The sequence below is a fragment of the Bosea sp. 29B genome (assembly GCF_902506165.1).
GTDB lineage: Bacteria > Pseudomonadota > Alphaproteobacteria > Rhizobiales > Beijerinckiaceae > Allobosea.
The window spans coordinates 4316452-4337893 of sequence record NZ_LR733817.1 but is presented as its reverse complement, the minus strand read 5'-3'; the positions used below and the strand labels follow the sequence as shown (position 1 = coordinate 4337893).

At 68.2% G+C, this 21442-nt stretch carries 15 protein-coding genes; 5 read left to right on the top strand and 10 right to left on the bottom strand.

What is annotated here, in order from left to right; genetic code table 11:
• Positions 1 to 73: 73 nt before the first annotated feature.
• The 5 genes from GV161_RS21060 to GV161_RS21040 all read right to left on the bottom strand — a co-directional run bounded on the left by GV161_RS21060 (position 74) and on the right by GV161_RS21040 (position 10454).
• On the bottom strand, positions 74 to 1465 hold the full coding sequence (locus tag GV161_RS21060; protein ID WP_152014142.1) for a porin: 1392 nt from the start codon (positions 1463 to 1465) through the stop codon (positions 74 to 76).
• Positions 1466 to 1980: 515 nt separating this feature from the next.
• Entirely contained in the window at positions 1981 to 6246 is a 4266-nt protein-coding gene (locus GV161_RS21055; protein WP_152014141.1) for a translocation/assembly module TamB domain-containing protein, read from the bottom strand.
• Between the two features lie 275 nt (positions 6247 to 6521).
• On the bottom strand, positions 6522 to 8492 hold the full coding sequence (locus GV161_RS21050) for an autotransporter assembly complex family protein (RefSeq protein WP_244624040.1): 1971 nt from the start codon (positions 8490 to 8492) through the stop codon (positions 6522 to 6524).
• A gap of 209 nt (positions 8493 to 8701) precedes the next feature.
• On the bottom strand, positions 8702 to 9469 hold the full coding sequence (locus GV161_RS21045; RefSeq protein ID WP_152014139.1) for a fumarylacetoacetate hydrolase family protein: 768 nt from the start codon (positions 9467 to 9469) through the stop codon (positions 8702 to 8704).
• A gap of 100 nt (positions 9470 to 9569) precedes the next feature.
• The gene (locus GV161_RS21040; RefSeq protein WP_152014138.1) at positions 9570 to 10454 is read right to left on the bottom strand and encodes a DMT family transporter; all 885 of its coding nucleotides are present in this window, start codon (positions 10452 to 10454) and stop codon (positions 9570 to 9572) included.
• 191 nt (positions 10455 to 10645) lie between these two features.
• Between GV161_RS21040 and GV161_RS21035 the strand changes: the two genes are divergently transcribed.
• Positions 10646 to 11503, top strand: coding sequence for a YihY/virulence factor BrkB family protein (locus tag GV161_RS21035; protein ID WP_152014137.1), 858 nt, complete (start codon positions 10646 to 10648; stop codon positions 11501 to 11503).
• 19 nt (positions 11504 to 11522) lie between these two features.
• Here the strand turns inward: GV161_RS21035 and GV161_RS21030 are convergent, their stop codons facing one another.
• Entirely contained in the window at positions 11523 to 12389 is an 867-nt protein-coding gene (locus tag GV161_RS21030; protein WP_159650337.1) for a LytTR family DNA-binding domain-containing protein, read from the bottom strand.
• Positions 12390 to 12465: 76 nt separating this feature from the next.
• Here GV161_RS21030 and GV161_RS21025 point away from each other — a divergent pair, with 76 nt between their 5' ends.
• Positions 12466 to 13701, top strand: a complete 1236-nt coding sequence (locus GV161_RS21025) for an acyltransferase family protein (RefSeq protein WP_152014135.1) — start codon at positions 12466 to 12468, stop codon at positions 13699 to 13701.
• Here GV161_RS21025 and ccrA read toward each other — a convergent pair.
• Positions 13668 to 14942, bottom strand: a complete 1275-nt coding sequence (gene ccrA / locus GV161_RS21020) for a crotonyl-CoA carboxylase/reductase (RefSeq protein WP_152014134.1) — start codon at positions 14940 to 14942, stop codon at positions 13668 to 13670. The two genes, GV161_RS21025 and ccrA, sit on opposite strands and share 34 nt — an antisense overlap.
• Before the next feature lie 252 nt (positions 14943 to 15194).
• Positions 15195 to 15947 carry a bifunctional 2-polyprenyl-6-hydroxyphenol methylase/3-demethylubiquinol 3-O-methyltransferase UbiG gene (gene ubiG / locus GV161_RS21015; protein ID WP_152014133.1) on the bottom strand — a complete coding sequence of 251 codons (753 nt, stop codon included), beginning with the start codon at positions 15945 to 15947 and terminating at the stop codon, positions 15195 to 15197.
• A 149-nt stretch (positions 15948 to 16096) separates the two neighbouring features.
• Here ubiG and GV161_RS21010 point away from each other — a divergent pair, with 149 nt between their 5' ends.
• Together GV161_RS21010 and GV161_RS21005 are read left to right on the top strand one after the other, a co-directional pair.
• Complete coding sequence (locus GV161_RS21010) at positions 16097 to 17335, top strand: aspartate kinase (RefSeq protein WP_152014132.1); 1239 nt, start codon at positions 16097 to 16099, stop codon at positions 17333 to 17335.
• 135 nt (positions 17336 to 17470) lie between these two features.
• A complete protein-coding gene (locus GV161_RS21005; RefSeq protein ID WP_152014131.1) occupies positions 17471 to 17845 on the top strand; it encodes a hypothetical protein in 375 nt (124 codons plus the stop codon).
• Between the two features lie 57 nt (positions 17846 to 17902).
• Here GV161_RS21005 and GV161_RS21000 read toward each other — a convergent pair whose 3' ends face one another.
• Both GV161_RS21000 and GV161_RS20995 read right to left on the bottom strand, forming a co-directional pair.
• Positions 17903 to 19492, bottom strand: coding sequence for a CYTH and CHAD domain-containing protein (locus tag GV161_RS21000; RefSeq protein ID WP_244624098.1), 1590 nt, complete (start codon positions 19490 to 19492; stop codon positions 17903 to 17905).
• 115 nt (positions 19493 to 19607) lie between these two features.
• Entirely contained in the window at positions 19608 to 20402 is a 795-nt protein-coding gene (locus GV161_RS20995; protein ID WP_152014129.1) for a phytanoyl-CoA dioxygenase family protein, read from the bottom strand.
• Positions 20403 to 20696: 294 nt separating this feature from the next.
• Between GV161_RS20995 and GV161_RS20990 the strand changes: the two genes are divergently transcribed.
• Positions 20697 to 21437 (top strand): metallophosphoesterase family protein, encoded by a 741-nt coding sequence (locus tag GV161_RS20990; RefSeq protein ID WP_152014128.1) that lies wholly within the window; start codon positions 20697 to 20699, stop codon positions 21435 to 21437.
• Positions 21438 to 21442 lie beyond the last annotated feature (5 nt).

The following is a 21442-nucleotide window of genomic DNA, read 5'->3' as shown; positions in this document are numbered from 1 at the left end:
CTGCGAACGCCAGCCCAAAACGAAAGAAGCCCCGGGTTTCCCCGGGGCCTCCCTTGAACGATCGGATGATCGATCAGAAGTCGCGCTGGATGCGGAGGCGACCAGCCCAAGCGTCGTCGCTCTTGATGCCGAAGCCAGCGACGCGAGCGCCGTTGTTGTCGACCGGGAGAACGCGCGAGGCGAGCTCGGTGCGGGTGTAGAGAACCTCGACACCGATATCGAGACCCGAAACCGGCGACCAGATCAGGTTACCGGCAACGATGAGCTCCTTCGGATCAAGCGAGCGAACCGGAGCGCCAGCGGCATAGAAGCCGGCGGCCTGGACGTAGCCCAGCTTGATCTCCGAGTACGAGCCGTAGAGCTCCGAACGCAGCTGCGGGGTCCAGAAGTGACGCAGACCGGCAACGACCGACCAGCCAGTCGACTTCTTGGTGTTGCCGAGCACGCCCACGCCGATATCGCCGATCACGAGCTGGTTGGCAGCGAGCGCGGACGTCTGGCGGCCCGAGCCGTACTGACCACCCCAGCCGAGGTAGCCGAGAGCGCCGTCAGCATAGGCGGCCTGCAGGAACAGGTGATCGCCAGCCGCAAGCATCGGCAGGTTGATCTTCACGCCGCCCTGGATGGCATAGCCGTACTCGTCAGCGCTGGCCTGGGTGAGGAGGCCGGCAGCGTTGACAGTCGAGACAACCTTACGCTGGGTAAGAGCACCCGACAACTGAGCCGAACCCCAGCCCTGATCGACGCGCAGCGAGGCGACGATGTCCGGGAAGTCCTGACCGCCGAGGACCAGACCCGCGCCGGTGAAGCGGCCGAAAGCGCCGTTCTCACGCTGGCCGGTGCCGGTGTTGCGATCCTCGAGCGACACGGTGGCCGAGAAGCCCGAACCGAAGGTGGCGGTGTAAGCCAGCAGGTTGAGGCGCGAGTCAGCCGTACGGATCGTCGAGAAGCCGAAGTCGTTCGCGTAGAAGTCGAAGAACGACTGGGCGCGACCGGCGGTGATCGGGCCGAACTGGATGAAGGCCAGATCGAGGTTCGAAGCCGTGCCAGCGCCACCGGCGCCGTTGCGAGCCTGCCCCGGGGCGATGATGCCCTGGTTGCCGCCGAGGGTGCCGGCGTAGAAGCCCGAGCTGTTGGTCAGCTCGTAGCGGAAGAACGTACGCAGCGTGCCGTAGGCGGTCGCGGTGCGGGCGTCGACGTTCAGGCGGCCGCGAGCGCGGGTGCCGTAGGCGTCCTGGCCGCTGCCGTAGCGAGTGCCGACCGTGTACTCAGCACGGACACGACCACCGACGCGCAGGCAGGTGTCGGTGCCCGGGATGTAGAAGAAGCCCGCGCCGTAGGCGGAGCAAACGCGAACGTATTCGACCGGAGCGGCCTTCCGCGAAGGAAGGTCGGCGGCCTGAGCCCCGGCAACCGCGGCGATGCCGGCGGCGGAACCGAGGAGGAGGCTCTTTACGAGCTTCATTTGATAACCTCCAAAAGAGTTTCGAGACCCTCGGGCGTCGGCGTGTTCCTAACCGGTGGCCCCAGGAGACCTGTCCGGCGAACCCGCCTATCCCGGTCTTTCGCCCGCGTCCCCGAACCGTTCGGAGGCGAAGACGAAAAACAGCGACCGGGAACGTCCCGCCGCACAGCCACCATTACGAATGCCCGGCCGCCGATCAACCATGATCACGCCACAGTCCCCGTCGAGGACCCGCTTTACCCCCTGGTGTTGCAGCGAGGCCACGCTTTGACCGGCGAACTTAAGAGAGCGTTAACCGAACAGGGCTGTTTGCGAGCTTCCCGGGCCGCCTTGCCGGCGAATCTCGTGCGTCCGGGCCCGCCCCTGAGTCGCCTGACAGCGCCGCGTACCAGAACGAATCTCACCGTCATTCCGGGGCAGGCCGAAGCATGAGCCCCCCCGGAACACGACGTCCGTCTGAAAAGGCGCCGTCATTCCGGCCGAAGCGAAGCGGAGCGCCGGAGCAAACGCGGGCTTCAGTATTCCCACTCGGCTCCGACGCCGACCGCGGCGCTGCCGTCGGCATTGGTCTCGGCCTGGAGCTTCAGGCGGCGGGTGACGTCGATGCCGACCGAGACGCCGCTGTCCTCGGGCTTGGCTCCGGCCTTCACACCGAGGGTGATGTTGTCGGAGATCGCGCGGGAGACGCCGACCGTCGGGCCGCCCGGCCCCACCTGCACATCGAGATTGTCGACGCCGAGCGAGCGGCGGATGCGCTCGAAGACATCGTCGCCGCCGGCGCCGGAGAATTGTGCAGCGGTCTGGGCGAGTTGCAGCGCCTGGAAAGGCGAGAGCGAGCCGGAGGCGCGAGCGAAGAGCAGGCGCGACAACACCTCGTCAGGCGGCAGCTCGGGCGAGGAGGTGAAGGTGAACTCGGGTGCCGAGGCCTCGCCGGAGACAATGATCCGCGCGGTGACGTCGGCGGCTCTGGTCTCTGCGACGAAGTCGAGCGTCGGCATGACGTCGCCGGAGAAGGTGACGCGGCCCTTGCTGAAGTCGAGGCGCTGGCTGGCGAGGTTGAGTCGCCCGCGCCTGAGATCGAAGCCGCCGGTCAGGGCCGGCGCGCCGGAGGTGCCGCCGACACGCAGATCGCCGCCGAGCTCGGCGTCGATGCCGCGCCCGCGGATGAAGACGCGCCCCGGAGCCGAGACGGTGATGTCGAGCACGGCGTCGAAGGCCGGCGCGCGCGCGCCCTTGCGGCTCGCGACGGCGCGGGCCTTGCGCTCGGCGGCGAGGCGGGCCGCCGCCTGGCCCTTGGCGTTGACATGGCGGATGCCGTCGACCGGCCGCGAGCTCGACGGCAGGCGATCGGGCACCGAGACCTCGATGGTGACGACATCGACGCGCCCGGCAATGCGAGGCCGCTGCGCCAGCGGGCCGGCGAGGTCGAGGTTGAGATCGGTGACCGCCCGGACCAACCCGCTGTCGACGAGCTGGGCGCGCTTGCCCTCGATGCGAATCGTGCCGGGGAAACCGGCCTCCGGATCGAGCTTGACGTTGCCACGGGCCGAGAGCGTGCCGCCGCCCGGCGTCTGCGCGGCGAAGCGCTCAATGACGAGCTCGGACCCGTTGGCGGCGACACGCGCCTCGAGCCCGGTCAGCTTCACGCCCTGGAGCGCATCGCTGAAGCTGCCGCCGGAGAGCGTCGCGCCGCCGGACAGGCGCGGTGCCGAAAGCGTACCGCCGGCGCGCAGGTCGAGCGCGAGCTGGCCGGTCAATCGCCGGCCGTCGGCTGCGAGCTGGGCGTTGGCGAGCTGGGCATCGGCGCGGCCCTGGATGGAAAGATCAAGCGCCCCCTCCCCGCCGAGCGGCGCCGTGCCCCTGGCCGTCAGGTTGACGAAGCGGCCGGCATTCAGGCTGGCGTCAAGGCTGGTGTGGCGGCCGTTGAGCGCGCCCTGCCCCGAAATCTCGATCGGCGGCAAGCCGGCGGAGCGCGTCTGCGGCGCGACGAGGCGGGCGATGCGGACCCGCCACGGACCGGTCGGCGCCTCGGGCGTGCCCTTGATCGTGGCTTCCGCATCGAGCGTGCCGGAGAGATCGAGCGTCGGCGACGCCAGGCGCGCGGCCGAGAGCGGCACGTTCTGCGCGGCAAAGCGCAGATCGAGCGCCTTGCCGGCCTGGCCGTCCAGGGTGATCCGACCGCCATCGAGCGCGATGGAAAGATCGCGGATGGAAACGCCGCCGTCGATCGCGATGAAGCTCGCCGGCTTGGCCAATGCGATCCTGCGGCCGTCGCGGGTCGCGGTGAAGCTGGCAAGATCGAAGCGCAGGGGATCGGCGACCGAGAGCCGGCCCTTGGAGGCGAGCGAGAAGCCGCGCGCCGTGGCGTCGAGGCTGATGTCGCTGGCCTCAGTGCCACCCTTCGAGGCGAGGCGGATCGCGCTCACCGCCTCGCCGGCGATGATGGCGCGATCGACCTGGACCGTGCCATTGATCAGCGGCTTGCGCAGCGCATCGACGATGGCGATGTCGGCATCGAGCCGATCAAGCGAAACGCTAGGCGCGACAAGTTTCTGCGCGCTGGCCTTCAGATCGAGATTCTGGCCGCCGGTGGGCCGCGCCAGCTTCACGTCGGCCTCGATCCGGCCGCCGAGCTTGGCGAGCGCCAGCGCCGAGAGATCGTCGAGATTGCGGGCGGCGAGCTTGAGATTGCCCTCGGCCAGATTGGAGGCGTCGAGATCGAGCGCGCCGTTCAGCGTGACCGAGCCGATCGCGATATCGAGCTGCGGCAGCGCCCAGCCACCCGGATCGCGCTTGGCGAAACGCAAGGCACCTGTCGCGGGGCGGCCATTGACTTCGCCGGAGAGCCTGGCGTCGCCGGAGAGCGCGCCCTGCAGGTCGCGCAGGGTCGCATCGAGCGCGAGGCGCGGCACCGGCCGGCCGAGTGCGGTGGCGTTGCTGATGCCGGCCTTCAGCGTCGCACCCAGCTTGTCGAGCGGGCCTGTCAGTGTCGCATCGAACGCGCCCTGCCCCGACAATTTCGGATCGGCCCGGCGCAGATCGGGAATGGCGATGTTGGCCTTCAGGCTCGAGCCCTGCGCGCCGAGCGCGCCATCGGCCGTCGCCGCGACATGGGTTCCGGCGATGCGCAGGCCGTTGACGACGAGCCCGCCGCTGCCGGGCACCCGGATCTCGCCGCCGAGCGAGAGCTTGCCAGCGAGCAGCCGGTCGAGCGCCTCCTGGCCGAGCGTCAGCGATTCGGCGCCGCCATCGAGCTTGACGGCGTAGAGGCGCTTCTTCGGCTCGGCGTCGACATCGGCGCTCACGGCAGCGGAGCCCTTGAGCGTGCGGCCGGCCAGCGTGCTGAGCCGGGAGAGATCCGGCAGTCGCGCCTGCACCTTGCCGAGGATGTGAGCCGGATCGAGGCGGCCGGCATAGCCAAGCTCAGCTCCGCCAAAGGCGAGCTTCAGTGTCTCGAATTCGCCACCTCCGCCCTCGGAAGCGGTGCCGCGCAAGGTGAAGCGCAGGCGATCGCCGATGAAGCGCGCCAGGCCGGGATCGGCGAGCGCGACACCGGAGGCTTCGCCATCGGAGACCAGCACGGTGCGCGTCGCCGGATCATTCAGCGCGCCTGTCGGCGTCGCGGTGAAGGTGAAATCGAGCTTGCCGAGCTTGCCCATGGGAACGCTCGCGCCCTCCGCTTCCAGGCTGGCATTGATGCGGGGCCCTGCCGCCGGCCCGCGGATCGTCGCATCGAAGGCGAGCTTGGCGATCTCGGCGCCGGAGGCGACGGTGCGCCCTTCCGCATTGGGACGGGCGGCGGCGGTGACCTTGAAGTCGAGGTTCTTGTCGGCGCCGTAGAGGCCGTTCACGTCGAGCCGGGCCAGCGCCGAGACCAGCGCCATCTGGTCCACAGAGACGGCACCGCTATCGGCCAGCCCCACAGTGCCGTCGAGCCGGGTCGCCCCCTCGAAGACCGGCGCGACCGGTGGCGGCATCAGGCCGGCGATGCGCGAGTCGAGCGCGAGCAGAAGCCGCCGGCCCGCGCCCTGGCGGGAAAGGTCGGCCGTGCCGTTGGCGCCGATGGTCGAGCCGGCGGTAAAGGCGAGCGTCGCGCGGAAGCGGTCGAGCGGGCCATCACCGGTGAGGTCGAGCTTGACCGGCGGGCGGTCCGGCAGGTCGGCGATGGTCGAGATCAGGCCGCCGGCCGGCTCGTCGAGCTTGACCGCAAGCTGGAGCTGCGTCGATTGCGGCACGAAGCGCAGGTTGACGTCGAGCGTGCCGCCCATGTCGAGCCGGCGCCCGGCAAGCCGGAAATCGAGGCCCTCGTTCGGCGGGCCGAGGCGGGCCGCACCGGTCGCCGACAGCCTGGCAGGCGCCCCGATCACGGTCGGGCCCAGCGCGAGCTCGCCGAGCTGGAAGGCCTCGACGATCACTTTGAGCGGCAATTCCGGCAGGATCAGCGAGTTGTCGGCCGGCGGCGGGGCGCCCGGTTCCGGCAGCGGCCTGCGCAGGATCTCGAGCTTGCCGATCTCCAGCCGGTTGACCTCGAGCCGGCGCAGCAGCAGCGCCGAGCGGGTCCAGATCAGCCGGGCGCGATCGAGTCTGAGCCAGGGGCCATCGCGGTCGGAGATGACGATGTCGCGGATGGTGGCATCGGAGGAGAGTGCTCCGTCGACGGCGCCGATCGAAACCTGGCTGCCATCGGTCGAGAGTGCCTTCGAGATCAGGTCGGCCAGGACGCCGCGCTCGCCGGCGTTCTGGGCGAAGCCGCCGAGGCCGGTGAAGACGACCACCGCCACGGCGATGACCAGGGCGCCCAGCCCGGCGAGTAGACGAGGGATACGGAAGGAAGCAATGGCCCGACGGGGCTTCCCGTTGCCGGCGAGGGGCTCAAGCCCTCCCTCCGCGTGCGGTGGGGAGGGTTGGGTGGGGGGCAGTGCCGCTTGGTGAGAGTCGAAAGACGTCCCGAGCCCTGCTTTCCGGCCCCCCATCCCTAACCCTTCCCCACCGCAAGCGGGGGGAAGGGAATGAACGCGCTCGGCGAACAATCGCATGAGGGAACGGAGCTTGCCCATCAGAAGGCCTGCCCGATGCTGATATAGAGCGCGACCGGCTTGTCGCCCTTGCGCGGATTGAGCGGCGCGGCGACGTCGAGCCGGATCGGTCCGATCGGCGTGTAGTAGCGCAGGCCGAGGCCGGCCGCGTACTGGATCTTCTCCTTGAAACTCGGGAACTGCGACGCGAAGGCCATGCCGGCGTCGAAGAAAGGCACGATGCCGATCGTGTTGGTGATCTTGATCCGTGCCTCGACCGAGGCCTCGAACAGGCTGCGCCCGCCGGTCAGGTGATTGAGCGGGCCGAGCGGCGAGAGCGTGCGATAAGCGTAGCCACGCACCGAGCCCCCGCCACCGGCATAGAAGCGCCGGGTCGCCGGCACTTCATCGAGGTCGGCGCCGGCGATCGAGCCCAACCCGATCCGGCCCGCGAGGACATAGCGGGCGTCTTCGTCGAGCGCATAATAGCCGGAGATCGAGGCCTTGCTCTGGATGAACGGCGCATCGGTGTCGCCGAACGCGGCATAGGGCGTGACCGAGGCGGCGACCCTGATGCCGCGAGTCGGGTCGAGCTGGCTGTCGGTCGAATCGTAGCGCAGCGAGAGCGGCACGCCGACCAGCATGTAGTCGACCTGCCCGAGCACGTCGCTGGTCTGGCCGCGTTCGGCCTCGATGCCGGCCTGGATCGAGAAGACGTCGCTGAAACGGTGGCGGATAGCCGTCGTGATATTGGCGTAGCGCGCGGTGTAGCCGCCATAGCGGTTGGTGCCGATGCGCTCGCGCACGCCGCTGGCGTCGATCAGCAGATCGTTGCGGCTGCCGCCGAGCGCCGGCTTGAGGAAGCTGGCGGAAAAGCGGGCACCGAGATCGGTCGGCTCGAAATCGCCGAAGCGCTGAATCTTGGTGCCGTCGATGCGCGGCGCGAAGAAGACGGAGGCTTCGAGCCGCAGGCGCTCGGCGCCACCGAACAGGTTGCGATGCTCCCAATAGGTCTTCACCGCCGGGCCGTCAATCGTCGAATAGCGTGCCGAGAAGCCGAGCAGGCGCTTGGGCCGCTCGTTGACCTCGACGAAGATCGGCAGGTTGCCGGCCTGGTCCAGCCCCTTGCCCTCGCGGATGCGGACCGAGCCGACGGCGGGAATCGTCGCGATCGACTTGCGCGTGTCGGCCAACGCCTTGGGCGAATAAGGCTCGCCCGGCTCGAGATAGATGAAGGAGCGGATCACCTCGGGCGGGATATCGCCGGTCTCGGTGATCGAGACGTCGCCGAAGCCGGCGACCGGGCCGGGATCGACGAGGACCGAGACGTCCATGATCTTCGCGGCGTGGTCGACGACCGGGCGAACCTCGACGACGCGAGCGAGCGGGCGGGACTTGCTGCGCCAGTAGTCGACCAGCGCCGCCTGCGCCGCCCGGATCGAGGACGAGGTCGCCGGTGCACCGGGCACGAGGCCGGAAACCTTGCCGGGATCGGGAATCACCGCTTCGGGATCGCGGCGCCCGCTCGGCACGATATCGACATTGCGCAGCGAGAATTGCGGGCCGGGGTCGACCGTGACCACGACCGGCGCCGGGGCACGGTTGCGGTAGCGCTCGGCGGTGGGCGCGAGCCCCGGCGGCGGCTCGCCGGCCTGCGTCACCGCGATGCCGTCGACCGCGATCGCGACCTGCGCGTTGAAATAGCCCTGGGCCCAGAGCGCATCGATCAGCGGGTTGATATCGGCGGCGGCGCGGCGCGCCAGGGTCTCGCCGTCCGGCGGCGCATCCTCGCGCAGGCGATAGAGCAGCGAGGCGTCCTGCAGGCTGCGCTTCAGCGCGCTGGCATCGGGCACGTCGCCAAGCTCGAACTTCAATTCATAGGGCAGCGTGGTTTCGCTGACCGGCGGCGGCTTGTCCTTGCTGCCGAAGAGGTTGAAGACGTCGAGCGACGACAGGTCGAAGGCGCGGGCCGGCGAAACCTCACCGGCAAGCATCGCCGCGAAAGCAACCAAGCCTCCGCCGGCAATGCCAATCCTGCCCCTTCGCCATGACCGCATCAAACCTCCAACGCAACCCAACTAGAACGCAGCGAATGCGTTGATTTTGTGATCGCGCCTCCGATTGATCACAATTCGACGCTCGGGATCAGGCTACCGTCAACCGAAAACCTGAACGAATCGTTGGCCATCCGGACATTGTCGAATGGCCGGGATCGCTGCCCTCAGTCGCCCTGCTCGGCCAGCGCGAAGGAGATCGCCGTGACCGGGTCGAGCCGGGCGATGACCGGGCCGACGGTCGGCGCGAGCACGCCGCCGCAGAGGCTGCCGGTGGTGATGATCTGACCGGCCTTGAGCGGGCCGAGCGGGCCCTCGACCGAGCGGTTCGCCCAGGCGAGCGCGGTGACCAGCGGATCGCCATTGGCATGCAGGGCCTGGCGGTCATAGAGCACGTCGCCATCGAGCTCGACCGTGCAGGTCAGCGCCGGGACGTCGTCGAAGATGCTGAAGGGAACTTCGGGGCCGAGCAGATAGCCGCCATGGCCCATCGCGTCGGCGAGCCAGAGCGGGAACGGCACATTGGTCCAGTCGGCGATGCGGCTCTCGACGATCTCGATGCCGACGAGAGCGGCGTCGCAATGGTCGATCAGCTCCTCGCGGGTATAGGGCCGGCCGGGGCGCAGCGGCATGTCTCGGCCAAGGCGGACGGCGAGCTCGATCTCGACGCGCAACTCGGCGCCATGCACGCCGCGATAGGTGTCACCGGACTTGAGATAGGGCCCCTGCATCAGCCCGGCCATCGGCCGGCCGCCCTCGCCGAGAGAGACCTTCCAGCCGGCGAGCGGATAGCCCATGCCCTGGTTGACCTCGGCCTGAGCGGCGAAGCCGGCATCGACATCGGCGGGAACCGGCAAGGTCGCGATGTCGACCAGCTTGTGGCCGCGGCGGGCGGCGATGAAGGCGCCAGCAAGATTGTCGGTCGTCACAGCCATGGTCGTCTCGTCCCTGTCGCCAGCGAGCAGGTTCCTGCCGGCTCATGCTCTCTGGCTACAGCATCGACCGGCTTCCGGGAACCCAGGATCAGACCAAGGACTATTTGCGGCTGGCGAGCACGACGCCGAGCACGGCGATCGCCATGCCAAGGAGCTGGATCAGGCTCAGCGTCTCGCCGAAGAGAATCCAGGCCTCCACCGCCACCGCCGGCGGCACGAGGTAGAGGAAGGTCGCGATGCGCGAGACCTGGCCGCGGCGGATCATCACGAGATAGAGCCCGATCCCGCCGAGCGAGAGTGCCAGAACCGACCAGGCCAGCACCAGTCCCATGGTCAGGTTCCACTCGATCCGCATCGGCTCGAGCAGGAAGGCGAAGGGCAGCGTGAACAGGAAGGCGGCGATGTACTGCACCGCCGTCACCGTGCGCAGGTCGCCCTCGACGATGCGGGCCTTCTGCCAGAACGAGCCGAAGGTGACGGCGAACATGCCGACGACGTTGACGATAACCGGCAGCGCAATGGCGGAAAGCGCCTCGGGCGCGACGCCGACAAGCTTCGGCTCCAGCACCAGCGCGATGCCGACGAAGCCGAAGACGATGCCGAGCCAGCGGATCGGCGAGATACTCTCGCGCATGATCAAGGGCGCGAACAACGCGGTCAGGACCGGCTGCAAGCCGGCGATCAGGCCGGAGACGCCGGCCGGCAAGCCATGGCGCACCGCCCACCAGACGCCGCCCAGATAAACGGCGTGCAACAGGATACCGGCGACGATGCAATCGAAGAGGGCGCGCCGCGTCTTCGGCCAGGGTGCACCGAGGGCGACGGCGAACACGGCGAGCGCCAGGCCGGCACAGCCGAAGCGGACCGAGAGAAAGGTCAAAGCATCGGAATAGCGGGCCGAATAGCCGGCGACGATCCAGCCGCTCGACCAGAGGAAGACGAACAGCGCCGGCGACAGACGCAGGAAGAGCGGAGAATCGAACATGGCGCAGGCCTCGTCCGGCCGCTGATACGCTGCGAGAGACGCATTGTCGCCGCATGTGGACGCCGTGGCGGCATGTTTTGGGCGCGTTCTTCCCTTTTCCCCCCTGTGGGAGAAGGAGACACAGCGCGCCCCTGTCTTGCCAGAAGCCCCGAACCAGCGACAATCACCGCCCTGCCCCGCCCGAGACCTGCATGTCGCTGCGCTCAGTCCCCGCCCTCGCCTTCGAGCGCTTCATCGCCCATGACGGCTGGGCGATCGCCAGTCACATCGCGCTCTCGGTGCTGATGTCGCTGTTCCCGTTCCTGATCCTGGTCACCGCGCTCGGCGGCTTCTTCGGCTCGCAGGCGGCCGCCGACGAAGCCGCGCAATTGCTGCTGGAGGCCTGGCCGCGCGAGGTGGCGGAGCCGATCGCGCGCGAGGTCCGCTCAGTGCTGACGGCTGTGCGCAAGGACGCGCTGACGCTCGGTGCGATCCTGGCGCTGTATTTCTCCTCCTCTGGCGTCGAGGCGGTCAGGATCGGGCTCAACCGCGCCTATGAGGCCTATGAATGGCGCAGCTGGTGGCGCACGCGGCTGGAATCGATCGTCTATGTCGTCGGCGGCGCGGTCTTCATGCTCGCCTTCTCGCTGCTGGTCGTGCTCGGCCCGCTGATCTGGCGCGGCATCGTCGGCTTCGCACCGGCGCTTGCTCCGCTCGGCTTCCTGCTCGCCTTCCTGCGGATCGCGGGAGCGACCGTGCTCGTCGTGCTGGCGCTCAGCGTCGCCCACAAGCTGCTGCCGGCCCGCGCCCCGCATATCCGCGCGATGTGGCCGGGCATATTGATGACGCTGGTGGTCTGGCTGATCGGCGGTGTCGGCTTCGGCTGGTATCTCGATTCCTTCGCCGGTGCCTATGTCACCACCTATGCCGGCCTCGCCACCGCGATGATCGCGCTGGTTTTCCTGTACTGGCTCGCGGCGATCTTCCTCTATGGCGCCGAGCTCAACGCCGCGATCGCGCTGCACCGGGCGCCGGAGAAGTCGAGCGGCGACGTACTGAGCGGGTTGTGAGCAGCCGGCCCACGCCGCCTCAAGGCGTGAGCGCAGCGAGGCTCTCGCGATAACGGCGGCTGCCGGCGAAGCTCTCGCCGGTATCCGTCTCGACATCGAAATCACCAGAGAGCTTGCCGGCGACGCGCCGGATGCGGGCAGTATTCACCAACCTCGTGCGATGGATGCGGGAAAAGCCGAGCGGGCGAAGCCGCTCCTCCTCGCCCTGCAGGGTCGCGCGGATCAGATGGCGCCTGCCGCTCGCCAGGCAGTATTCGACATAGTTTCCCGCCGAGACGACCGCGACGATCTCCTTCGGCTCGAGCCGCAGGTTGATCGTCCCGTCGCGCAGCCAGAAACCTGCGGGCACAGCAGCTGCGACCTGCGGCTGCGAGCGCCGCCGCCAGAGCTCGAACAGCCAGAACACCGCGGCGAGCAACAGATAGACGAGGACGTCCTTGCGCAGCTCGTAGAACAGGTTGCTGCCGGAGAATCCGAAGCTGTAGCCGCCGGCGCCGGCGACCCAGTAGCCGAGCTTGCGGAGCAGGACCATGCCGCCGACATGCAGCGCCGAGAAGGCGAGGATCGCGCCGGCATGAAGCGCCGCGAGCTGCCAAGGCCGGCTTGTCCGCGTCAGCGAGATCAGGACCAGCCGCTGGACCAGCAGCGCCAGCGCGAGAATCACAACGGCGCTCGACGCTTCCCAGAGCAAGGGCTGCCAAAGCGGCACGGCGCGGCCGACGCGGGCAAGATCGTGCGAGGTCGAGAAGGCGTTGACGAGGCAGGTCGCGGCCGTGCCGAGCGCGATCGCCAGAAAAGGCAGCCAGCCCGGCAGGCGGCCCGACCCTCCATTCGTCACGGCCGCGTCGCCGCTCGTCCCGACACGCTGGTTTTCGTCACGCAGCATCGGCTGCTCGTCCCGCACCGTCTCGACCTTTGCACAGGCATGCCGGCCTGCTCGGGGCGAGCAAGGGATAGCGGCCATGACTGCGCAAACGAGTCAATCTCCACCACAGAACGCCGAGCGCCGGCTCGATCTCGACTGGATCAGGATCGGCGCCTTCGGCCTGCTGATCCTCTACCATACCGGCATGCTCTATGTGTCATGGGGCTTCCATGTGAAGAGCGCTCATCTTCTGCGTGAGCTCGAACCGGTGATGCTGCTGCTCAATCCCTGGCGGATGGCGCTGCTCTTCCTGGTCTCGGGCGCGGCGACGCGTTTCATGCTGGGCAAATACGAGGTCGGGGCCCTGGCGCGGCGGCGCACCGCGCAACTGCTCATTCCCCTCGTCTTCGGCATGCTGGTGGTGGTGCCGCCGCAATCCTGGGCGGAGATCGTCGAGAAGCTCGGTTACTCCGGCAGCTATCCCGACTTCTGGATCGGGCACTATCTCGCCTTCGACCAAGGCTTCTGCCGGATCGAGAACGGCAGGCAGAGCTGCCTGATCCTGCCGACCTGGAACCATCTCTGGTTCGTCGCCTATCTCTTCCTCTACACCATGGCGCTCGCCGGCTTGATTGCGCTGGCGCCCAGCCTACCGTTGCGTGGCGAGCGCCGGCTGGAGCGGTGCCTGCCCGGTATGCTCCTGCTGCTCGGGCCTGCACTGCTGCTCGGGCTCAACCGCTTCCTGGTCTTCCCGGCTGCGCCGCCGAACCACATCTTCATCGGCGACTGGTACCAGCACGTCCTCTACGGCTTCTGCTTCCTGTTCGGCTTCCTCGCCGCGCGTTCGCGGGTGCTGGCAGAGCGGACCGAACAACTGCGCTGGCTGGCGCTCGTCCTCGCCGTCGCGGCCATCATCGCAATGCTCTGGCTACGCGCGCAGCCGCCGGGCGAACTGCGCCGGCTCGCCGGCCCCTTCGTCTACGGGCTCGACCAATGGTGCTGGATCGTCGCCATCCTCGGCTTTGCCCGCCGGCACCTTTCACGGCGCGACGGGCCGGTGCGACGCTACCTCGTCGAGGCGGTGTTCTGCTGGTACATCGTGCACCAGACCGCGATCATTCTCGCGGCGCATTGGCTCAAGCCGCTCGCGCTGCCGGCCGGGCCAGAGGCATCTCTGGTTATCGCGATCGCGGCGCTGAGCTGCGCCGCGAGTTACGAGATTACACGGCGGATCGGCTGGCTCAGACCGCTATTCGGGATCGCTGCGGACAGGCGCAAGCGCCTGCCCGCGTCGGGCCTTCAGCCCTCCAGCGCTTCGGCCACGTCCTCATAGGTGCGCAGGCCGGTGCGCGGGGCATAGACCAGCACGGCCATGTTGCCCGGCGCGTGCTCGTTCTTCCACATCTTGTGGTGGGCGAGCGGGATCTTGTCCCAGGGGAAGACCTCGGACATGCAAGGATCGACCCGGCGGTCGATGACGAACTGGTTGGCGGCGGAAGCCTGCTTGAGATGAGCGAAATGCGAGCCCTGCACGCGTTTTTGCCGCATCCAGACATAGCGGGCGTCGAAGGTGATGTTGAAGCCCGAGGTGCCGGCGCAGAACACCACCATGCCGCCGCGCTTGGCGACGAGGCAGGAGACCGGGAAGGTCGCCTCGCCGGGATGCTCGAAGACGATGTCGACGTCCTTCTTGCCGGTGATGTCCCAGATCGCCTTGCCGAACTTGCGGGCTTCCTTCACCCAGGCATCGTATTCAGGAGAGTTGACCGTGGGCATCTGGCCCCAGCAGTTGAAGTCCTTGCGGTTGATCACGCCCTTGGCGCCAAGGCCGAGCACATAGTCGCGCTTGGTCTCGTCGGAGATCACACCGATCGCATTGGCGCCCGAGGCCGCGCAGAGCTGCACGCCGAAGACGCCGAGCCCGCCCGAGGCGCCCCAGATCAGGACGTTGTCGCCCGGCTTGATCGTGTGCGGAGCGTGGCCGAACAGCATGCGGTAGGCGGTCGCCAGCGTCAGCGTGTAGCAGGCCGATTCCTCCCAAGAGAGGTGCTTCGGCTTCAGCATCAGCTGGCGCGACTGCACCCGGCAGAACTGGGCGAAGGAGCCGTCCGGCGTCTCGTAGCCCCAGATGCGCTGGGAGGAGGAGAACATCGGGTCGCCGCCATTGCACTCCTCGTCGTCGCCATCGTCCTGGTTGCAGTGGACGATGACCTCGTCGCCGACTTTCCAGCGCTTCACCTTGGAGCCGACGGCCCAGACGATGCCGGAAGCATCGGAACCGGCGATGTGAAGGGAGCCCTTGTGCACGTCGAAGGGCGAGATCGGCTGGCCGAGGCCGGCCCAGATGCCGTTGTAGTTGACGCCGCCGGCCATCACGAGGAGCAGCACCTCCTCCTCGCCGATCGACCAGGTCGGGACGACCTCGACCTTGAAGCTATCCTGCGGTGGGCCATGGCGCTCGCGGCGGATCGTCCAGGCGTACATGTTGGCCGGGACATGGCCGAGCGGCGGCAATTCGCCGAGCTCGTAGAGATCCTTCAACGCGGGCTTCGCAACGGGTTGCAGCTGTGCCATCGGCTCATTCTCCCCAAGAGCATCATGGTTTGGGGTCCCTTCGACCCCAAACCATGATGCTCAATTCTCTAGTTCAGAGCGGATTCACGCGAAAAACCGGTTCCCACTTTTTCGCATCCGCTCTGTCGCCACGCCTCTGATCCGGTGGCGTTGCCGGCATCATGCAGACCAATGCTGCGCTGCGCCATACTCCTATCGAATTATGCCGCAGCGCAAAAAACAAGGGGGAAAGCGGAAGGTTCCGGCAGAACCTCAGCCGGCCCTCCCCGCCGCCAGCATGTAGTTGACGTCGAGATCGCGCGAGCGCGACCAGCGATCGGCGAGCGGGTTGTAGGCGACGCCCTCGCGAGCGAAGACCGAGAGCCCGCCAGCCCCGATCGCTGCTTCCAGCTCGTCCGGCGTCACGAACTTCTCCCAGTCATGGGTGCCGCGCGGCAGCCAGCGCAGGATGTATTCGGCGCCGACGATGGCGAGCGCATAGGATTTCAGCGTGCGGTTGAGCGTCGCCATGACGAGCAGACCGCCCGGCTTCACCGCCGCACAGCAGGAGGCAACGAAGGCCTCGACATCGGCGACGTGCTCGACCACCTCCATGGCGAGCACGATGTCGAAGCGCGCGCCGGACGCGACCACGGCCTCGATCGTCTCCTCGCGATAGTCGACGCCGATGCTGGCCTTCTGCGCATGTGCCCGCGCCACGGCGATGTTGGTCGTCGCCGGGTCGAGCCCGGTGACCCCGGCGCCCAATCGCGCCAGCGGCTCGCAGAGCACGCCGCCGCCGCAGCCGATATCGACAACACTCAGCCCGTCCAACGCGCGCAGCGACTTCGGATCGCGGCCGAAGCGCTCGCAGGCGAGATCACGGATGAAGGCGAGGCGCACCGGATTGAACTTGTGCAGCACCGCCATCGGCCCTTTCGGATCCCACCAGCTCCTGGCCAGCGCGTCGAAGCGCGCGACCTCGGCCGGGTCGATGGTGGAGCCTTCGCGAGCCGCTGCCGTCATCGCCTTTGATACCCTGTTTATGCCCGTGCCGACCATGGCTGCATTGACACCGCCCGCACCTCCCGTCATCTACACGCGCCCTTCGCTAGGCGCGAGGGGACGTTTCGTCCCGGCTCGGCCGGGTGCAGATTAGAGAGCCTTTAGACGCTATGGCCCGTCTGGTGATGAAGTTCGGCGGCACATCGGTCGCCACTGTCGAGCGCATCAAGAACGCGGCCCGCCACGTCAAACGCGAATTCGACGCCGGAAACCAGGTCGCGGTCGTCGTCTCCGCGATGTCGGGCAAGACCAACGAGCTCGTCGCCTGGTGCAAGGAAGCGTCCTCCGTCTACGACCAGGCCGAATACGACACCGTCGTCGCCTCGGGCGAGCAGGTCACCTCCGGCCTGATGGCGATTGCGCTGCAGGAGATGGGCCTGCCCGCCCGCTCCTGGCAGGGCTGGCAGATTCCGCTCTACGGCTCGGACGCGCATGGCTCGGCCCGGATCGAGGGCGTCGACGGCGCCGGCATCCTCGCCGGCTTCGACCGCAACCGCGAGATCGCGGTCTGCTCCGGTTTCCAGGGCATCAACCCGCGCAGCCACCGCATCGTCACGCTCGGACGCGGCGGCTCGGACACCAGCGCGGTCGCGCTGGCAGCCGGCCTGAAGGCCGATCGCTGCGACATCTACACCGATGTCGACGGCGTCTACACCACCGATCCGCGCATCGTCCCGAAGGCGAGGCGGATGGACAAGGTCTCGTTCGAAGAGATGCTGGAAATGGCCTCTCTCGGCTCGAAGGTGCTGCAGGTGCGCTCGGTCGAGATCGCCATGGTCCAGCGCGTGCCGACCTATGTGCGCTCCTCCTTCGACGACCCAGACAATCCCAATCCAGGCACCCTCATCTGCGACGAGGACGACATCGTGGAACAGCAGATCGTCACCGGCATCGCGTTCTCGCGCGACGAAGCCCAGATCACGCTCCGGCGCGTGGCCGACAAGCCCGGCGTCGCCGCGGCGATCTTCGGGCCGCTGGCCGACGCCAACATCAATGTCGACATGATCATCCAGGTCGTCTCCGACGATCAGGCGACCACCGACATCACCTTCACCGTGCCGACCGCCGATTACGAGCGCGCCAAGGGCCTGCTCGAATCGAAGCATGAGGCCATCGCCTACCAGACGCTGCAGGGCGCGACGGACGTGGTGAAGATCTCGGCGATCGGCGTCGGCATGCGCAGCCATGCCGGCGTCGCAGCACGCGCCTTCCGGGCGCTGGCCGAGAAGGGCATCAACATCCGCGCGATCACCACCTCCGAGATCAAGTTCTCGGTGCTGATCGACGCCGCCTATACCGAGCTGGCGGTGCGCACCCTGCACTCGCTCTACGGGCTCGACGCCGCCTGAGAATGGCCAGAATTCCTGGCGGCGCTGCCCTGTTTGCGCCGCCGGATGGTCACGAAATGACCTGATCGCTTCCAGTCTCTCGTCCCATCACTGGTGTTCAATCGTCCTTTCCGCAACCGATGGAAGGACATGCCCATGCGTATGATCACGATCGCTGCCTTTGGTGCCGCGGCCATCCTGGCCGGAGCGGCCAATGCCCAGGCACCGTCGACGGAGCGCCCCTCGGCAAAGCCACCGACCTCGTCGCAGGAAGCGCCGGCGAGCGCGCCGACGATCACCTCGGTCAAGGTCGTCGAGATCGACGAGCTTCCCGAAGCGAGCAAGGCGCAGGTAAATCAGCTGGTGGCGACGCGCACCGCGGCCGAACTCGAGAAGCTGCGGCAGGCCATCGAGAAGGCGCCGGCTGCCAAATCCGCAGTCGAAGCCAAGGGCTTCTCGACCCGCGACGTCGTCCTGGCCCAGGTGAGCAACGAGGGCGAGCTGACGATCGTCACCAGGAAGACCAGCTGATCGGACCGAAGCCGATCCGCGTGCCAATCATGAGCGCGCGGCAGCACGCCGAACGGTCTAGCTCCAGAAGGGGCTGGCCGCTTCGAATCTGCGCCAGCGCCGCTTGAGCTTGCGGCCGGCTTCGATGGTATGGCGGGATTGCCAGCCATGGATAGCGCCGGCGGCGAAATGCAGATCCGACCCGGGCGCCTTGCCCCCGCGCAATTCGGCGAGGAGGTGCTGCGTCGTCGCCGCATCGTTGGCGAGACCCAGCGCCTCCTGCAAGCGCGACAACCGAGCCAGGTACCGTCGCGCCGCCGCGCCGTCATGCAGCGGCAGGAAGAACTCGGCAGTGTAGCGCAGCTTCTTCAAGGCCAGCCGCAATTCGTGACGCCCCTCGGGCCGGAGGCTGCCGAAGCCGCGGCCGCGTTTCAGCGCCTGGCGATGCGTTCGCGCCAGCACCCGCCCGGCGAAATCATCGGCCGGCTCGGCCAGCACCGCCATGGCCTCGCTGGGAAGGCCGCTGCGCCAGCCGCGGCGCTCGATCAGGGCGCCGAAGGACAGCAGGAACCGGCTGGTCTGCGGATTCGCCAGCCGCTTTGCGATATCAGCGTAGCTTTTCGTCTGGTGCGGCTCGGCAGCCTTGCACAGAAGCGACAATCCGGCATCATTCAGGCTATCGGCTTCGATATCCGGCACGGTCTGGGTGATGAAGACATCCCAGTTGCGGGCCGGTCCCAGCACATGGCCGAGGCGCTTCGCCTCCCGCCCGATCGGCTCGAATGCGGGCGATGCGACCTCGCGTTTCAGCACCGACAGCGCCGAGCGCAGGCGACGCAGCGAGACGCGCATCTGGTGCACGCCTTCCGGCCCCGACTGCGTGACAACGGGCGCGAGATTGCCGAGAAGCTGCTTGTGGGTATTGGCGAGGATTGCGGCGATCGCCGCATCGGCATTGTCGTGCTCGCCGATCTCGACCGGCTTGGCCTTCACCGCCTGCGGCAGGCGCGCGAATGCGAGCCCATAGCCGCGCGCCGACTTGCTCTGCGTCGCGAGCTGCAGCGGCGCGACATCCAGCATGGCCAGCCCGAGCTCGTAGAGCGCCGCCGCCTCGCCTTCCTTCAGTTCGAGTTCGACCTCGCTGACCTGCAGGGTCTTCTCGCCGGCTTCGATCGTACCGTCGTCGAAGGCGATCTCGATCAGCGCGCCGGCATAGTCGAGGCGGCGCAGGCGCCGCCTGATGCGCGTGGCGAAAACCGGCGCGAGCTGCCCGGCCGACAGGCTGGCGAGCGGCTCGCCGATCTCGGCGAGCGGCAGCAGAGCGAGATCGAGCGCAGCATCGGGCAGCGCGACCTCCCATTCGTCGCGCGCCAGCGGGTCGCCCGAGCCCGACCGCTTCAGCGTCTGGACATGGCGCTTGCCGCTGCGGCGTACGCGCAGCGCCAGACCATTGCGGTCGAGCAGACGGTCGGGCGTGTCGTAATAGACCGCATCGAGCCGGCGGGTGACGCCCTGGTTTCGGGCATGGCGTGCGATCAGGTCGGCGCCACGAAGCGTCTCCAGCGCGTCCGGCGAAGCGGCCAGCTTCAGTTCGATCTCGCGCGGCGGCTGCTTCTGCGGCTCAGAGGCCGCGACAGCGTCGAGTTGGGCGGCATCGTCTCTCGGCACGGCGTCCAAGGCTTCTCTCCACTGGGCAGTGCGTGAGCCGCGACAGTAGCTGCGCAGGCAGTAGCTTGTCACCACTTCGCCCGAGGACCGAGCCCCGGGCGAAGTGGCGCAGGCGTCAGAGTGCTTGCCGGATCGCGGCCTCGACGGGCGAATAGGCGCCGTCTTCCCGATCCAGGCGGAGCGGCTCGCGCGGCAACAGCGGCGGCTGCGCCATGAAGCGCGGCGTCTCGCCGCGATGCGGCTGAGCGGAATGCACCAGCAAAGGATGGCAGAGATAGACCGTGCCGGCCTGCCCCGTCGCCAGCACCTCCTCGCATCCGGCGCTGCCGGCGAAGCCGTCGGCGGCCAGTTCGCGCAGCGACAGGCCGGCCTCACCCGCCGGCGCGAGCTGGCGAGCGATGTCATGATGCGAGCCCGCCCTGATCCGGGTCGGCGCATCGTACTCGCCGACATCGGAGAACAGGAAGAGCATCAACAGCGCCCTGCCCTTCGAGGCGATGTTGACGCGCCAGTTCATGAAATCCGGATCGTCGAAGCCGAAACTGACATCGACATGCCAGCCGGCATCGCCGGGATCGTCAGGAGAAGGAAAGCGCACCGGGAAGGTGCCCATGGCGCGACAAGGCAGCCAGCGGCCGGCCCCGACGAGCTGGTCGAAGGCGCCGTGCAGCACCGGCGTGCTCGCCGCCGCGACGAAGGGGGCGTCCGTGTACATGCCGAGCCGGATCACCGGCTTGGTCCAGCCCGACGGATCGTCGGGATCGCGGCCGAGATCGCGCCAGAGGATGGCGCGGGCTTCCTCGGCCAGCGCAGGTGGGAAGGCATGGTCGAGCCGAACGAAGCCGCGCTCGACGAAATGGGCGATCTGCGCGGCGTCGAGGACGCGCGCACCGAATTCAGGGTGGGTCATTGATGGATGTCTTTCGATATCGGCCAGCCGAGGCGCCCGCCACGCGAGCAGGCTGGCAAGGGACCTTCGGACGCAGGGAGCGTCCGTTTGCGGTGCCGAGGCGCGAAACGCGCGCCGGGCCGCAGGCAGGTCAGGCGAGATCGAAGACAGCGAACATCATCATGGTGCGGGCAGTATCGCAGCCGCACTTCTTGCGATCAACCCGTAAGCGGCCGCCTGAGCCGAAAGGCGCGCTGGCCAAGCCGGCTGCGGCGCTGTCACGATGCGCATCCCGGATTCGGGCCTGGACACTGAATGCGGATCGCCATCCTCTCCGACATCCATGCCAACCGCGAGGCGTTCGAGGCGGTGTTGGCGGCCGTGCGCCGGCTGGCGCCGGACCGGCTGGTGCTGCTCGGCGACATCGTCGGCTACGGCCCAGATCCCGGCTACTGCGTCGATGCAGCGCGCGAGCTCGTCGCGGCCGGCGCGATCTGCATTCGCGGCAACCATGACGAAGCCGCCGTGCACGGTCCTTCCGGCATGACGCCGAACGCGCATGAAGCGGCACTGTGGACGAGGGCGCAACTCTCGGCCGAGCAGACTGCCTTTCTCGCCGACCTGCCTCTGACGGCGGAACTCGACGGCGTGCTCTTCGTCCACGCCAGCGCCCGCGATCCCGCCGCCTGGCATTATGTGCGCGATCTCCGCAGCGCCGAGGCCTGCCTTGCGGCGACGGACACAGCGACGGTGGTCTGCGGCCACACCCATCTGCCGACGATTTTCTATGCGAGGGCCGGGCGCGAGCCGGTGGCGTTCATCCCCCTGCGCGACGTGCCGGCACCGCTCTCGGCCGTGCACCGGCATGTCGTCGTGGTCGGCGCCGTCGGCCAGCCGCGGGACGGTGATCCGGCCGCGTGCTTCGCCTTGCTCGATACGCAGGCGCGCGAAGTGACCATGGTCCGCGTGCCCTATGACACGCAGGACACCGCGCGAAAGATCAAGGCGGCCGGCCTGCCCGACTGGCTCGGCCTGCGCTTGCAGATCGGACGATAGGAGAC

What these genes read in the sequence shown, in the direction of transcription:
- GV161_RS21025 (WP_152014135.1), top strand. Translation starts at nt 12,466, where the DNA reads ATGACTGCGCAAACGAGTCAATCTCCACCACAGAACGCCGAGCGCCGG.
- GV161_RS21030 (WP_159650337.1), bottom strand. Translation starts at nt 12,389, where the DNA reads ATGCTGCGTGACGAAAACCAGCGTGTCGGGACGAGCGGCGACGCGGCC.
- GV161_RS21040 (WP_152014138.1), bottom strand. Translation starts at nt 10,454, where the DNA reads ATGTTCGATTCTCCGCTCTTCCTGCGTCTGTCGCCGGCGCTGTTCGTC.
- GV161_RS21060 (WP_152014142.1), bottom strand. Translation starts at nt 1,465, where the DNA reads ATGAAGCTCGTAAAGAGCCTCCTCCTCGGTTCCGCCGCCGGCATCGCC.
- GV161_RS21045 (WP_152014139.1), bottom strand. Translation starts at nt 9,469, where the DNA reads ATGGCTGTGACGACCGACAATCTTGCTGGCGCCTTCATCGCCGCCCGC.
- ubiG (WP_152014133.1), bottom strand. Translation starts at nt 15,947, where the DNA reads ATGACGGCAGCGGCTCGCGAAGGCTCCACCATCGACCCGGCCGAGGTC.
- GV161_RS20990 (WP_152014128.1), top strand. Translation starts at nt 20,697, where the DNA reads ATGCGGATCGCCATCCTCTCCGACATCCATGCCAACCGCGAGGCGTTC.
- GV161_RS21035 (WP_152014137.1), top strand. Translation starts at nt 10,646, where the DNA reads ATGTCGCTGCGCTCAGTCCCCGCCCTCGCCTTCGAGCGCTTCATCGCC.
- ccrA (WP_152014134.1), bottom strand. Translation starts at nt 14,942, where the DNA reads ATGGCACAGCTGCAACCCGTTGCGAAGCCCGCGTTGAAGGATCTCTAC.
- GV161_RS20995 (WP_152014129.1), bottom strand. Translation starts at nt 20,402, where the DNA reads ATGACCCACCCTGAATTCGGTGCGCGCGTCCTCGACGCCGCGCAGATC.
- GV161_RS21010 (WP_152014132.1), top strand. Translation starts at nt 16,097, where the DNA reads ATGGCCCGTCTGGTGATGAAGTTCGGCGGCACATCGGTCGCCACTGTC.
- GV161_RS21005 (WP_152014131.1), top strand. Translation starts at nt 17,471, where the DNA reads ATGCGTATGATCACGATCGCTGCCTTTGGTGCCGCGGCCATCCTGGCC.